This window comes from Pleomorphomonas sp. T1.2MG-36 (genome assembly GCF_950100655.1).
Classification (GTDB): Bacteria; Pseudomonadota; Alphaproteobacteria; order Rhizobiales; family Pleomorphomonadaceae; genus Pleomorphomonas.
This window is the reverse complement of sequence record NZ_CATNLY010000045.1, coordinates 179,344-192,355: the sequence shown is the minus strand read 5'-3', so window position 1 is coordinate 192,355 and position 13,012 is coordinate 179,344. Positions and strand designations below refer to the sequence as shown.

The window sequence follows — 13,012 nt, the reverse complement described above, 5'->3', positions numbered from 1 at the left end:
GAGGCCTTCGTTTCTCGTCTCGGGAACATCCCGCCTGAGCCTTCATAAAGGCTGGCGGGGGTGGCTTCAACCATCGTCGGCGAAAGGCTGAAACCCCTTATTTTTCAATGACCTCGCCGAGGGTTCATTCCAGCGGTCAAATGTTGGCGATACCATGGTCCGCCAATCGGGTGGAAATGCGGCGAATCAGGCTCAAAATTGCCGGAAATCCGGCCTGCCGTTGTCTGGAATCGCGATGATTTCCGCTTCGCCGGCAAAGGCTTCGAACGGAGCCGCGTCAGTACCCGTCATGAAGGCCTGAACGCCAAGCGCGGCGACGAGATCGACCAACGATCGCCGTCGGCGGGCATCGAGGTGGGCGGCCACTTCGTCGAGCAGAAGCACCGGAGGGCTGCCGGTCAGTTCGGTGACCAAGGCCGCCTGCGCCAGCACGAGGCCGGTGAGCAACGCCTTCTGCTCGCCCGTCGAAGACGCCGACGCCGGCATGTCCTTTTCAGCGTGGCGCACCGAAAGATCGGAGCGATGCGGACCGACGAGCGTTCGGCCGGCCGCACGGTCGCGGGAGCGACCCGCCCTGAGATCGGCTCTCAACCAGTCCTCGACGTCGGCCGCCGCCGCGCCATCGAGCGCCGCATCGACGTCGCCGGTCAGCTGAACCGAGGCACGCGGGAAGACATCGTCGCCATCCGGACGCGCCGCGATCAAGCGGGCAAGGCAATGCACCGTCTCGCGCCGAGCCGCAGCCACGGCGACGCCGGTCGCGGCGATTTCGGCTTCGACGGCGTCGAGCCAAGCAGCATCGGCATCGCGTGCCTCAAGCAGTCGGTTGCGGGAGGCAACCGACTGTTCATAGGACGACACGCGCCGACCGTGCGCCGGATCGACCGCCAGCACCAGCCGGTCGAGGAAGCGGCGTCGATCGCCCGCAGGCCCCATGAACAGGCCATCCATGGCCGGGACGAGCCAGATGAGCCGCAGATGATCGGAAAGCCGCTCGCTGCCTTTCTGGGGCTCACCATCGACAAGCAGCCGCCGCGCCGGCTCGTCCGGGCCCGACCCGGTGCCGATGCGCACCGCGCCGTAGGCACCCTCCACATTGGCCAGCACGGAAAAGCCGCCAGAACCGCCAAGCCGCGCCATCTCGGCGAGCGTCGCCCGCCGGAAACCCCTGCCCGGGGAAAGCAGCGACAGAGCCTCGAGAACATTGGTCTTGCCGACGCCGTTCTGGCCGACGAGCACCACCGACCGGCCCGGGAAATCGAGCGAGAGGTCGGCATGGTTGCGGAAATCGTTGAGGCGAAGGCGGCTCACGCGCACCTTCGCCTCCGGACGGGATTCTGTCATGGCATTCCAGCGGCGGCAGATCACACCCGCATCGGCATCAGCACATAAAGCGTGGCGCCGTCGCCGGCATCCTGGATCAGTGTCGGAGAGCCGGCATCGGCAAGATGGAACACCGCCGTCTCCGACGTCAGCTGCCCGGCAATGTCCAGGAGATAACGGGCATTGAAGCCGATCTCGAGTGGCGTGTCGGCATAGTCGACCATCACCTCCTCGGTGGCGGTACCCGAGTCCGGGTTGACGACGGTGAGAATGAGGCGCCCTTCGGCAAGTGCCAGCTTCACGGCGCGGCCGCGCTCGGACGAGATGGTGGAAACGCGATCGACCGCTTCGGCGAACTCGGCCTTGTCGACGCGCAGTTCCTTGTCATTGCCCTGCGGGATCACTCGGCCGTAGTCGGGGAAGGTGCCATCGATCAGCTTGGACGTCAGCACCACGTTGCCGACCGTCAGTCTGATCTTGGCGTCCGACAGCTCGACCTTGAGCTCAGCCTTGGGATCCTCGATGAGACGCTGGATTTCGCCAACCGTCTTGCGAGGCACGATGATGCCCGGCATGCCCTCGGCGCCCTTCGGAGCGGCGATATCGGCCCGGGCAAGACGATGACCGTCGGTGGCGACGGCCCGGAACAGCGCGCCGTCAGGGCCGTCGACCGTGTGCAGGAAGATGCCGTTCAGATAGTAGCGGATCTCCTCGTTGGAGATGGCGAACTGCGTCCGATCGATCAGCCGCTTGAGATCTCCGGCTTCCAGCGTGAACGAATGGCTGAGATCGCCGACCGTGATGTCGGGGAAATCGCTCTCCGGCAGCATCTGCAGCGAGAAGCGCGAGCGACCCGAGGAGATGGAAAGCGTGGCGCCGTCGGCCGATGCCTCCAGCGAAACCTGCGAGCCTTCGGGCAGCTTGCGCACGATGTCGTAGAACATGTGCGCCGGCACCGTCGTGGCGCCGGGGCGCTCGACCACGGCCGGCACCGACTCCTGCGCCTCGAGATCGAGGTCGGTCGCCTTCAGCTTGAGCTGGCCGTCGTCGGTCCGGATCAGCACGTTCGAGAGAATCGGAATGGTATTCCGACGCTCGACGACACGGTGGACGTGGGTAAGGGAAGCGAGGAGGTGCGACCGCTCCAGCGTAACGCGCATGGATAAACCCGTCTGTCGTGGCTGCCGCGCACAGGACGGTCGCGCTGGGCACGACCGGCGCGGCCTCCGGAAAATCTGGCGATGAACACCCGTCGATCAGGCAGGACACGCCTGACCGAAACACGGCTGCTCCCGTAAACAATCCGAAGCGCCCACCTATCGCCCGATCTTGCGGTCGGGCCGGCGAACGCTCTAGGCCGTTCTCCCCGTCGCCACCAGGGCGGCAGCGGGGAAAAGCACATTACGGCAACTGCCGATTTCCGCAAGCCAGCATGCCGTCAACGGCACGGGTTTTCGCAGGCGTTTTTCCGTACCGGCCCTGAGATCAAGCCTCGAGCATGCGCTTCAGGACCTCGATCTCCTGCGTCAGCGCCTCGTCGGAGCTGAGTATCTCCTCGACCTTGCGCACAGCATGCAGAACGGTGGTGTGATCGCGACCACCGAAGCGCCGGCCGATTTCGGGCAGCGAGCGCAGCGTCAGCGACTTGGCCAGGTACATGGCGATCTGGCGCGGCCAGACGATGGACCGGGTACGGCGCGACGACAGCAGATCCTGCTTGGAGACGTTGTAGTGCTTGGAGACGACGCGCTGGATGTCCTCGATCTTGACGCGCCGAGTATCGGTGACGCGAATGAGGTCTTTCAGCGTGGTCTCGGCCATGGCGAGCGACAGCGTCAGGCCGGTCAGCTGATTGTGGCCGGCAAGGCGCGTCACCGCGCCCTCAAGGTCGCGGCCCGACGTGGTGACGTTGCGAACGATAAAGTCGATGACGTCGTCAGGAACGGAAAAGCCGGGCATGTGCTGGGCGGTGAGCGCGATGCGGCGCTCGACGATGGAGCGGCGCAAGGCCGCGTCGGGGGCGCCGATCTCGATGAGGAGACCACCGGAGAGGCGCGAGCGAACGCGCTCGTCCATGGTTTCAAGCTCGACCGGCGGCCGATCGGCGGCGACGATCACCTGCCGGGCGCCATCGATGAGCGTGTTCACGGTGTGGCAGAATTCCTGCTGGATCTGCTTGCCGTGCAGGAACTGCATGTCGTCGATGACCAGGAGATCGATGGTCCGGAGCGCCTCCTTGAAGGCCATGGCCGACTGGGTCTGCAGCGACTGCACGAAGCGATACATGAAATGCTCGGCCGTGAGATACAGCACGCGCATTTCCGGGTGCTCGGCCTTGAGGCGATGGGTAAGGGCCTGCAGAAGATGCGTCTTGCCCTGGCCGACCGATGAATGGATGTAGAGCGGATTGAACTTCACGCCGGAGGCCGAACCGTCGGCGACCTGGCGGGCTGCGGCAAGCGCCAGGCGGTTTGAGGCGCCCTCGACGAAGTTCTCGAAGGTGTAGCGCGGATCGAGCGGTGACGAGATATCGTCGAACAGGCGGGCAGAGGCAGAATCGGCTGCCGGACGCACGGGCGTGGCGACGCGCGGCAATGACGCGCCGGTCGTGCGAGCGGCTTCCGGCGCCGCAAAGCGAGCCGGCGTCTCGACCTTGGCTCGCATGGCAGACCGTACGGACACCTCGACCTTGCGGTAAGCCGGTCCTTCAGCCTGCCAGAGAGCGGCCAGCTTGTCGCGATAGTGGGTGGAGATCCAGGTCTTGAGGAAACGGCTCGGCACCGAAAGCCAAACGGTGCCACCATCGATCTGCTCGACATTCATGCCGGCAAACCAGCAGGAGAACACCTCGTCGCCGAGATCGGCCTTGAGGCGGCCACGAACGTGCGCCCACGCATCGGCATGACCAACTGCCGCACCAGCGACGCCGCAGGCTTCCGCTTCCAACATTTCTCGGCCTCCATCCTAAACTCTATACCAGTCTTCCACGCGAAGAGCGCGCTCCGCCTGGAGCGCCCTTCGTCAGCCCCCCGGACGCAACGTCCGGAAGACCTTTCTTTTTCCGCCGCGTTCTGAGCGGCGGGCGGAACCTCCCCTGAAAGGAGGACGTTCCTTCAAACTCCGTCGGCCACAAGGCCGACGATAATACGCATGACGGGCGGGAAACCCGTCATCTACCGGAGCTGCAATCTCCGGAATTCAGCATGTGATCAGTATGACGGCTCTCCCGATCTGCGCGCACCACGTCGGCCGCATGGCCGCCCTCGTCCGACGCATCGGATCAACTCTGAATCCAGGGAAGCCCGCTCGCTTTCCAGCCATCGACACAGCCCCTGTGCCGATCCGGACCGAGCGCCCCCTCGAAACCGCCTGCCACGTTAAAGGCCCGCGCGAAACCGCCGGCCGTTGCCGCGACCGCCGCAGATCGACTGCGCGCGCCCGACCGGCAAATGAAGTAGAGCGATGCATCCATACCGGCACCGAGATCAGCAAGCGCATCCTTCAGCTCTTCGGCAAAGGCCGGGTTGACGGCCATGTCCGGAAAGCGCTGCCATTCGATGAGCAGCACGCGCTTGCCGATGCTTTCGAGATCCGGAAGGCCGACGAAGTTCCATTCCGCCACGGTCCGAACATCGATCAGCACTGACGAGGAATCGGCGGCAAGCGCCTTCCAAGTCTCGCGCACGCCAACGTCTCCCGAATAGCCTGGATCTTCGTTGAATGACCCCGCACCCAAGATTGCCCCACCACCCAAAAATGAACCAAACAGAAAAGACAAAACAGATCCATGCGCGAAATGCGCATATATACTGAATTACCTTTCCTGGATTGAGTTGGCTACTTGCCTCGGCCTTCGAATTTAATGAACTACCGACGGCTAGCCCCCTGCTTTAGTTTACTTTCGCAACCGAGTTCTTGGCTCGCTCGCGTCAACTGGGCTGACCATACACAGGCCCCATGGGGGGAGCAAGAGCCGAATCTTCCTATGTCGTTAACCCGCTTTTTACCGGAGAGGGCGCCCCGGAAGGCGTGAGCGGCGAACCCTAGGGGATTCAAAGATTTGCGGCCACCCTTCCTGCCAAACCCTCTTTGGTCGTACGCCGGCTGCCCCGCCATTCATTAGCCGCGTTTTCGTTTCCGGGGTCGCGGATTCTTCCTTGCGTAAATCTGACGTATATCTAAGTCATTGTTTATGAAATAAAAAATCTGACACCCGACTCCTGCCCCAACGAGGCCGTTCGACCTGGCCGCATGAGCCGGAAAAGCAAAAAAGGCCCAGCTTGAAGCCGGGCCTAGATAGGCTTGCAATGGACGAAATTGGAGTCAATCCGACGTCGTCAGGCGCCTAGACTCAAGCGCCGACCGACTTCAGACGGGCTGCGAGACGCGACACCTTGCGGGAGGCAGTGTTCTTGTGAACGATGCCCTTGGTGGCTGCCCGCATGATCTCCGGCTCGACGACCTTGAAGGCCTCGGTAGCGGCGGCCTTGTCGCCGGAAGCAACGGCTTCCTCGAACTTGCGCACGAAAGACCGCATGCGGCTCCGCCGGGCCTTGTTGACTTCGGTGCGAGCCGCGATCTTGCGGGTCGCCTTCTTGGCCGACGACGTATTGGCCATGCTCAAGCCTTTCTCTCTCCCAGCCGCGCTGGGACTTGTTGTGGAGCCGCCGCGGATGCCGAACCCGGCCACACGGACGACATAAAAACTTCAGGCGGCCGACGACCGCCGGCCACCATCCTTGGGGCGGGCTTATAGACGGTGAAGCGGCCGCCGTCAACGCCGTCAGCGCTGGCAGGACGGACAAAAGAAGGTTGAACGTCCAGACTGTCGGATCCGTGCCACCGTTCCGCCGCAGCCCGGCCGCCGGCAGGCTTCACCTTCGCGACCGTAGACGGCGAAGCGATGCTGGAAATAGCCGAGGGTGCCGTCGGTCCGCATATGGTCGCGCAGGGTCGAACCGCCGGCTTCGATCGCCTCGCCGATGACGGCGCGGATCGCCACCGCCAATCGTTCGGCCGTCTCCGGGTCGGCAAGCACCGAGGCTGGCCGGCGCGGATCTAGCCCGGAGCGCCACAGCGCCTCGCAGACGTATATGTTGCCGAGACCGGTGACGACGGCCTGATCCAGGAGCGCCGCCTTCAACGGTGTCCGCCGGTCGGCAAAGGCAGCCAGCGTCGCGGCCGAGAAAAGGTTGGACGTCGGCTCGACACCAAGGCCGGCGAGTCGGGGATGCCGCTCCGCGTCGACGGTTGGCAGAAGGTCCATGAAGCCGAAGCGACGGGGATCGTTATAGACGACCGCCGTACCGCCCCCGAGGTCGAAACGAACGTGGTCGTGACGGGCGTCTCGCGATCGGGCAAGGGCGAAGGCGCCGGGCGAAGACTCGGCCATGCGCGCCGCACTCGGGTCTTCGATCCTGAACGAGCCGGACATGCCGAGATGGGCGAGCAGCGTTTCGCCCCCTTCGACCTCCCATAGAAGGTATTTCGAGCGGCGACCGAGACCGAGCACCCGCCGACCGGCGAGGCGCTCGGCGAAACGTTCGGGAAAGGGGTAGCGGAGCCCCGCCCGTCCCAGCGTGACGCCCGAGATGGTCGCCCCTTCCAGCACGGGCTGAAGGCCGCGCCGCACCGTTTCCACTTCCGGCAGCTCAGGCATTCCCGGACCATCTCCTTGACACGCATTGCCACATCGCGCCGCCAACATAGCGCCCGCCGTTCTCTTCGGCTATGGTCGCGGGCGCGCCGATGGCGCGAGGATCACGGCAGACGGGACGGACGATGACGGACAACAGCACTTCCTTTGGTTTTCGCGAGGTCAATGCGAGCGAAAAGCAAGGCCTCGTCGACAGCGTTTTCCATTCGGTTGCCGGGCGCTACGATCTGATGAACGACCTGATGTCGGGCGGCCTGCACCGGCTCTGGAAGGATGCCATGGTCTCCCGCCTCGCACCGCCGCGCTCGGGGCGGCGCCCGTTCAAGGTGCTGGACATGGCAGGCGGCACCGGCGATATCGCCTTTCGTATCGCCGAGCGCTCGAACCGCACCGCCGACATCACCGTTGCCGACATCAACTCCTCGATGCTGGAGGTCGGCCGCGAGCGGGCGCGGGCGCGCGATCTCGACAGGCTGGAGTTCGTGGAAGCCAACGCCGAGGAGCTTCCCTGGGCGGATGCCACCTTCGACGCCTACACGATCGCCTTCGGCATTCGCAACGTGCCCAAGATCGACAAGGCGCTGTCCGAAGCCTTCAGGGTACTGAAGCCGGGCGGTCGTTTCCTGTGTCTCGAGTTCTCGCACGTCGACGCGCCGGTCGCCGACAAGGTGTACGATCTCTATTCCTTCCACCTCGTGCCGAAGATCGGCCGCGTGGTGGCAAAGGATGAAGAGAGCTATCGCTACCTCGTCGAGTCCATCCGCCGGTTTCCGGATCAGGAACACTTCAAGGCGATGATCGAGGCGGCCGGCTTCTCCCGCGTCGCTTACACCAACATGACGCTCGGCGTCGTGGCGCTCCACGTCGGCGTCAAGATCTGAGGCCGACCGACCAGGATGCCGAGGCATCCGCTCGTCGAAAAATCGTGGCTGCGTCATGCCGACCGACGCGTGAAACCGTCACGAATGGAATGCCGTGAGGCGCGCCTCACCAGATGACGCCATCGAGGAAATAGCCGGATGCTTCCCGTCGATATCGCCCGCCTCGTCCGCGCCGCCTGGGTGCTCGCCCGCGAGGGGGTGATCAACGCGCTGCCGCTGCCCGAGCCGCGCCCCTTCGCCGTGTCCGCCGCACTGCTTCTTGCCGGTGCGATCCGCCGGCGCGGCGCGGCCAGCCGGGCCGAACGCCTGTCCATCGCCTTCTCCCGTCTCGGTCCGTCCTACGTCAAGCTCGGCCAGTTTCTCGCCACGCGACCGGACGTGGTTGGCGCGGCGCTGGCCGCCGACCTTGCCGAGTTGCAGGACGCCATGCCGGACTTCGGCCTCGACGGAGCCCGTGCCGTGATCGGCGACAGCTTCGGTCCGGATGCGGACCGCCTGTTTCCCGAGCTTGGCGCGCCGATTGCCGCCGCCTCGATCGCCCAGGTCCACAAGGCGACGGTGACCGACCGGGACGGCCGGCGTCGCGACGTGGCCGTCAAGGTCCTGCGCCCCGGCATCGACGGGCGCATCGCATCCGATCTTGCCGGCTTCTATCTGGCGGCACGGGCGATCGAAGCGGTGGCACCTCGGGTTCGTCGCCTCCGGCCGGTCGCCGTGGTCGACACGCTCGCCCGTTCGCTGACGCTGGAAATGGATCTGCGCCTCGAAGCGTCCGCGCTATCGGAAATGGCGCAAAACACCGCCAATGACGACGATTTCCGCGTCCCGAGCGTCGATTGGCGCCGCACCAGCCGTTCGGTTCTGACCATGGAATGGATCGACGGCATCAAGCTGTCGGACGTCGCGGCCATCCGCGCCGCCGGCCACGATCTGCCGAAGCTCGCCGCGACGCTGCTGCAATCCTTCCTTCGGCACGCCCTGCGCGATGGCTTCTTCCACGCCGACATGCATCAGGGCAACCTGTTCGTCGATGCCTCCGGCCGGATCGTCGCCGTCGACTTCGGCATCGTCGGCCGCCTCGGGCCGCGCGAGCGTCGCTACCTCGCCGAGATCCTGCACGGCTTCATCACCCGCAATTACCGCCGCGTGGCCGAGGTCCATTTCGAAGCCGGCTACGTGCCGCCCGAACAGGAGATCGAGACCTTCGCGCAGGCGCTCCGAGCGGTGGGAGAGCCGCTCCACGGCGTGCCGGCTTCCGAAATCGCCATGTCGCGGCTGCTCACCCAGCTGTTCGAGACGACCGAGCTGTTCGCAATGCAGACGCGGCCCGAGCTCATTCTCCTGCAGAAGACCATGGTGGTGGTCGAGGGCGTTGCCCGAAGCCTCGATCCCGACCTCGACATGTGGAAGGTGTCCGAACCGGTGGTCGGCGGCTGGATTGCCCGCAATCTCGGACCGATCGGACGCATCGAGACGGCGGTATCGGCAGCTGGCGATCTTCTCGCCCTCGCCCCCCGGCTGCCGCGCCTCTTCGACGCCATCGAGACGATCGTCGCCCGGACGGAAGCGGCCAGCGAAAGCCGTCGCCGTCGCCGGTCGGTCGTTCTGCCCCTTTGGGTCGGCGCGCTGTCGCTCGCGGTGATCGCGGCCGCCAGTCTCGGCTGGATCTGAGCCTTTCAGGCCCGATCAGCCCCGGGCAAGCGCGGCAAGCCGTTTCTCGTCGGTGACGGCAATGCGGCGGCGGGCGCTACGAACGACGCCCTGCCCTTCCCAGGCGCTGAGCAACCGGCTGACCGTATGCAACGTGGTGCCGGTCATCTCGGCGATATCCTGGCGGGTCAGTGGGAAATCGATGAGAATGCTTCCGTCCTGCTCCTTCCGTCCGGCGCGCCGGACGAGGCGCAGCAGCGCATGGGCGACGCGCCGCTCCACTTCCTCGGTCGACAGCTCGCGGATGCGCGTATGTGCTTCCTGCAGCCGCTCACCCACCGCCTCAAGGGCGTTGAAGGCGAGAACGGGATTGAGAACGACGAAGTCCTGCCATTGCGAGGACATCCACGCCAGAACGATGCTCTCGGTCACCGCCTCGGCGGTGGCAGGATAGTCGGTGCGGCGAATCGCCTTGGCAATTCCGAACACCTCACCCGGCAGCACGTGGCGCACCACCACCTGCTCTCCGGACGGCGTGATCTGGACAACCTTGAGATGGCCATGGAGAAGCAGGTAGAACTCGTCGGCCGGCGCCCCCTGGCTGAACACCGGTTCGCCAGGCTCGACGGTGCGCACCTGCACGGTGGCGAGCACGGCGTCGAGGTTCTCTTCCGTCATGTCGCGGAACAGGTCGAAGCCACGGATCAGCGATCGGTCTAGCTTGCGGGACGCCATGGATAAACAACTCCTCTTGCCGCCCGTTATAGCAAAGCTGCCGTTGAGTGCCAGCCAGCCTGTCTTGCAAAGCAATAGCGACAGTCCCATCTTGGAAAGCCGGTTCGGGGCGGACCGTTACCGCGATTGAACGGGGAGATAAGGAAAGAGCCATGGCCTTTTTCGAGACGTTCCGGAAGCCGGCCGTTCTGCCGACACCCGAGACGGCGCTGCCGGGCCGCGACCGGCCGCTCGCTACCGCCGAGACCCATTTTGTCAGCGGTCGCCCGCTGAAGGGTGCGGTGCCCGAGGGATATGCCGTCGCCACCTTTGCTCTCGGTTGCTTCTGGGGCGCCGAGCGACTGTTCTGGCGCCTACCCGGCGTCTACCTGACATCGGTCGGCTATAGCGGCGGCTTCACCGAAAATCCGACCTATGAAGAGGTTTGTTCGGGCCGCACCGGTCATACCGAGGCAGTGGAAGTGGTGTTCGACCCGAACGCCATCTCCTATGCCGATCTCGTGCGCCTGTTTTTCGAAAGTCACGATCCGACACAGGGCATGCGCCAGGGCAACGACGTCGGCACCCAATATCGCTCGGCGATCTTCGTCCACGACGAGGCACAGCGCGCCGTGGCGGAGGCGGCACGCGACGCCTATGCCAAGGCGCTCGCCCAGGCCGGCCGGGCAGCGGCGATCACCACGACGATCGAGCCGGCGGGACCCTATTATTTCGCCGAGGACTACCACCAGCAGTATCTCGCCAAGAACCCTGGTGGCTATTGCGGTCTCGGCGGCACGGGCGTCGCCTGTCCGGTGCCCGGCGTCGGAGTGCCATCTTGAGAGGCCGGCCCAACCTGCTCGTGCTGTCCGGCTCGACGCGCGGCGGCAGTTACAACGGCCGCCTCGCGGCCCTCATGGCGCGCGAACTGGCGTTGCGCGATGCCGAGGTGCGGCTTCTGTCGCTCGCCGACTATCCGATGCCGCTCTACGACGGCGATCTCGAAGGCGCACGCGGTGTCCCCGAGCCCACGCTGAAACTCGCGGACCTCATGATGACGTCGCATGGCGTGTTCATCGCGTCGCCGGAATACAACCAGTCGGTGACACCACTTCTCAAGAACACCATAGACTGGCTGAGTCGCATCCGGGACGACCGCTATCGCGGCCTCTGGGCAGGGCGCGTCTTCGCCATCGGAGCCGCCTCGCCCGGCCATTTCGCCGGCATCCGCTCGCTGATGCACCTGAGGCTGATCCTGGAGAATGCCCTCGGCGCCCGCGTGCTGACGCAGCAGGTGGCGGTGCCCAACGCCGACAAGGCCTTCGACGAGAGAGGCAGCCTTGGCAACGACAAGGCGGCGGCGCAGCTCGAACGTGTCGTCACAGCCCTGATCGATGAAGCGGCGCGTTTCAGCTGATCCTCATTCCATCCGCGCGATGGCATGAAAGAAGCTGCCGCTGACAAGGCCGCGCCGCGACCCGTCCGGCGCCGGCGCGCCACCGTGGGCGTCGGCGACTTCGGCAAGCGGATCGTCGCCACCGGTCGTCAGGATCGAGGCATAGTGGAACTCGTGCCCGCTGAGCATGGCGCCGGCCGGCCCGAGGGGACCGTTCGAGAACAGTCTCGCCCGCCGGTAGCCGAGGTGCAGCCGTCGCCTTTCATAGCTCGTTTCGAGACCAAGCAGGCCGGCCATGGCGTGACGGGTTCCCTCGGCGTCGACAAGGCCCGTTCCCAGCACCATGTAGCCGCCGCACTCTCCATGTACCGGCTTTTCCGCCGCGAAAGCCCTCAGGCCGTCGAGGAAGCCGCCGGCGGCCGAAATGGCGCCGGCATGAAGCTCGGGGTAACCGCCGGGCAACCAGCAGACATCGGCGGTGGGATCGGGCGCCTCGCTTGCCAGCGGCGAGAAGGGCAGGATTTCCGCCCCTGCCGCGCTCCAGCCCGTAAGATGGTGCGGGTAGACGAAGCTGAAGGCTGTGTCGCGCGCGAGCGCAATGCGCTGCCCGGGCGGCTGGAGAAGCGGCGTGGCGATGGCCGCCATCGGCGATGCGGCGTCCTCACAAAGGTCGATCAGGCGGTCCAGGTCGATGTGATGTTCCACGAAATCGGCGAGGGTGTCGAGCCGGCGGCGAAGATCATCGGTCTCCTCGGCCTGGACCAGACCAAGATGCCGCTCCGGCAGTTCGACCGCCGTCTCGCGCGGCAAGGCGCCGAGCACGGGGAGGCCGAGTGCCTCGACGGCCTCGCTGCAGAGCCGACGGTGCCGCTCCGACCCGACGCGATTGAGGACGACCCCGACAATCGTCAGGCGCGGATCGAGGAGCTTGGCGCCGAGCGCCACCGCGGCTGCCGAGGTCGATTGCCCCGTCACGTCGAGAACCAGCAGAACCTTGAGACCGAGAGACGCGGCAATATCCGCCGACGATCCGGTGCGGCCGGGCTCATGGCCGACGCCGTCGAAAAGGCCCATCAATCCCTCTGTCACCAGGAGGTCGGCACCCTTTGCCTGATGCAGGGCGAGGCCCGCCACCTGATCCGGCGTCATGGCCCAGCTATCGAGGTTGACGCCGGGCCGGCCGGCGGCGACGGCATGGAAGGCCGGATCGATGTAGTCGGGCCCGCATTTCGCCGGCGCCACCTTCAAACCGCGCCGCGCAAGCGCCGTCATCAGGCCCAGCGACAGCGTCGTCTTGCCGGCGCCGGAGCGCACCGATGCGATCAGAAAGCCCTTCATCGCCGCCTCACCTTTCCCCTTGACCCGATAGCAGACAGCGTCGACCTTGTCGCC

12 protein-coding genes are annotated in these 13,012 nt (G+C 65.5%); 4 read left to right on the top strand and 8 right to left on the bottom strand.

Translation table 11 applies throughout. The features are described 5' to 3' along the window. Positions 1-192: 192 nt before the first annotated feature. The 6 genes from recF to mutM form a co-directional block, all read right to left on the bottom strand. Complete coding sequence (gene recF / locus QQZ18_RS18495) at positions 193-1,344, bottom strand: DNA replication/repair protein RecF (protein WP_284542428.1); 1,152 nt, start codon at positions 1,342-1,344, stop codon at positions 193-195. Between the two features lie 20 nt (positions 1,345-1,364). After that, positions 1,365-2,483 (bottom strand): DNA polymerase III subunit beta, encoded by a 1,119-nt coding sequence (gene dnaN / locus QQZ18_RS18490; RefSeq protein WP_284542427.1) that lies wholly within the window; start codon positions 2,481-2,483, stop codon positions 1,365-1,367. A gap of 325 nt (positions 2,484-2,808) precedes the next feature. Then, on the bottom strand, positions 2,809-4,272 hold the full coding sequence (dnaA, locus tag QQZ18_RS18485; protein ID WP_284542426.1) for a chromosomal replication initiator protein DnaA: 1,464 nt from the start codon (positions 4,270-4,272) through the stop codon (positions 2,809-2,811). Positions 4,273-4,603: 331 nt separating this feature from the next. Further along, positions 4,604-5,101 (bottom strand): rhodanese-like domain-containing protein, encoded by a 498-nt coding sequence (locus QQZ18_RS18480; RefSeq protein WP_342398932.1) that lies wholly within the window; start codon positions 5,099-5,101, stop codon positions 4,604-4,606. A gap of 573 nt (positions 5,102-5,674) precedes the next feature. Continuing rightward, a complete protein-coding gene (gene rpsT / locus QQZ18_RS18475; protein WP_284542577.1) occupies positions 5,675-5,941 on the bottom strand; it encodes a 30S ribosomal protein S20 in 267 nt (88 codons plus the stop codon). Between the two features lie 165 nt (positions 5,942-6,106). Then, positions 6,107-6,982: a bifunctional DNA-formamidopyrimidine glycosylase/DNA-(apurinic or apyrimidinic site) lyase gene (mutM, locus tag QQZ18_RS18470; RefSeq protein WP_284542425.1), complete on the bottom strand. Its 876-nt coding sequence runs from the start codon at positions 6,980-6,982 to the stop codon at positions 6,107-6,109. A gap of 89 nt (positions 6,983-7,071) precedes the next feature. Between mutM and ubiE the strand changes: the two genes are divergently transcribed. Further along, positions 7,072-7,860, top strand: a complete 789-nt coding sequence (gene ubiE / locus QQZ18_RS18465) for a bifunctional demethylmenaquinone methyltransferase/2-methoxy-6-polyprenyl-1,4-benzoquinol methylase UbiE (protein WP_446728680.1) — start codon at positions 7,072-7,074, stop codon at positions 7,858-7,860. Between the two features lie 138 nt (positions 7,861-7,998). Next, complete coding sequence (gene ubiB / locus QQZ18_RS18460; RefSeq protein ID WP_284542423.1) at positions 7,999-9,531, top strand: 2-polyprenylphenol 6-hydroxylase; 1,533 nt, start codon at positions 7,999-8,001, stop codon at positions 9,529-9,531. A 15-nt stretch (positions 9,532-9,546) separates the two neighbouring features. Here the strand turns inward: ubiB and QQZ18_RS18455 are convergent, their stop codons facing one another. Further along, positions 9,547-10,245: a Crp/Fnr family transcriptional regulator gene (locus QQZ18_RS18455; protein ID WP_284542422.1), complete on the bottom strand. Its 699-nt coding sequence runs from the start codon at positions 10,243-10,245 to the stop codon at positions 9,547-9,549. A 152-nt stretch (positions 10,246-10,397) separates the two neighbouring features. Between QQZ18_RS18455 and msrA the strand changes: the two genes are divergently transcribed. Both msrA and QQZ18_RS18445 read left to right on the top strand, forming a co-directional pair. Next, positions 10,398-11,066, top strand: a complete 669-nt coding sequence (gene msrA, locus QQZ18_RS18450; RefSeq protein WP_284542421.1) for a peptide-methionine (S)-S-oxide reductase MsrA — start codon at positions 10,398-10,400, stop codon at positions 11,064-11,066. Further along, positions 11,063-11,641 carry an NADPH-dependent FMN reductase gene (locus QQZ18_RS18445; RefSeq protein ID WP_284542420.1) on the top strand — a complete coding sequence of 193 codons (579 nt, stop codon included), beginning with the start codon at positions 11,063-11,065 and terminating at the stop codon, positions 11,639-11,641. Before msrA ends, QQZ18_RS18445 begins: the two co-directional genes overlap by 4 nt. Before the next feature lie 3 nt (positions 11,642-11,644). Here the strand turns inward: QQZ18_RS18445 and QQZ18_RS18440 are convergent, their stop codons facing one another. Continuing rightward, positions 11,645-12,958 (bottom strand): cobyrinate a,c-diamide synthase, encoded by a 1,314-nt coding sequence (locus QQZ18_RS18440; protein ID WP_284542576.1) that lies wholly within the window; start codon positions 12,956-12,958, stop codon positions 11,645-11,647. Between the last annotated feature and the right edge of the window lie 54 nt (positions 12,959-13,012).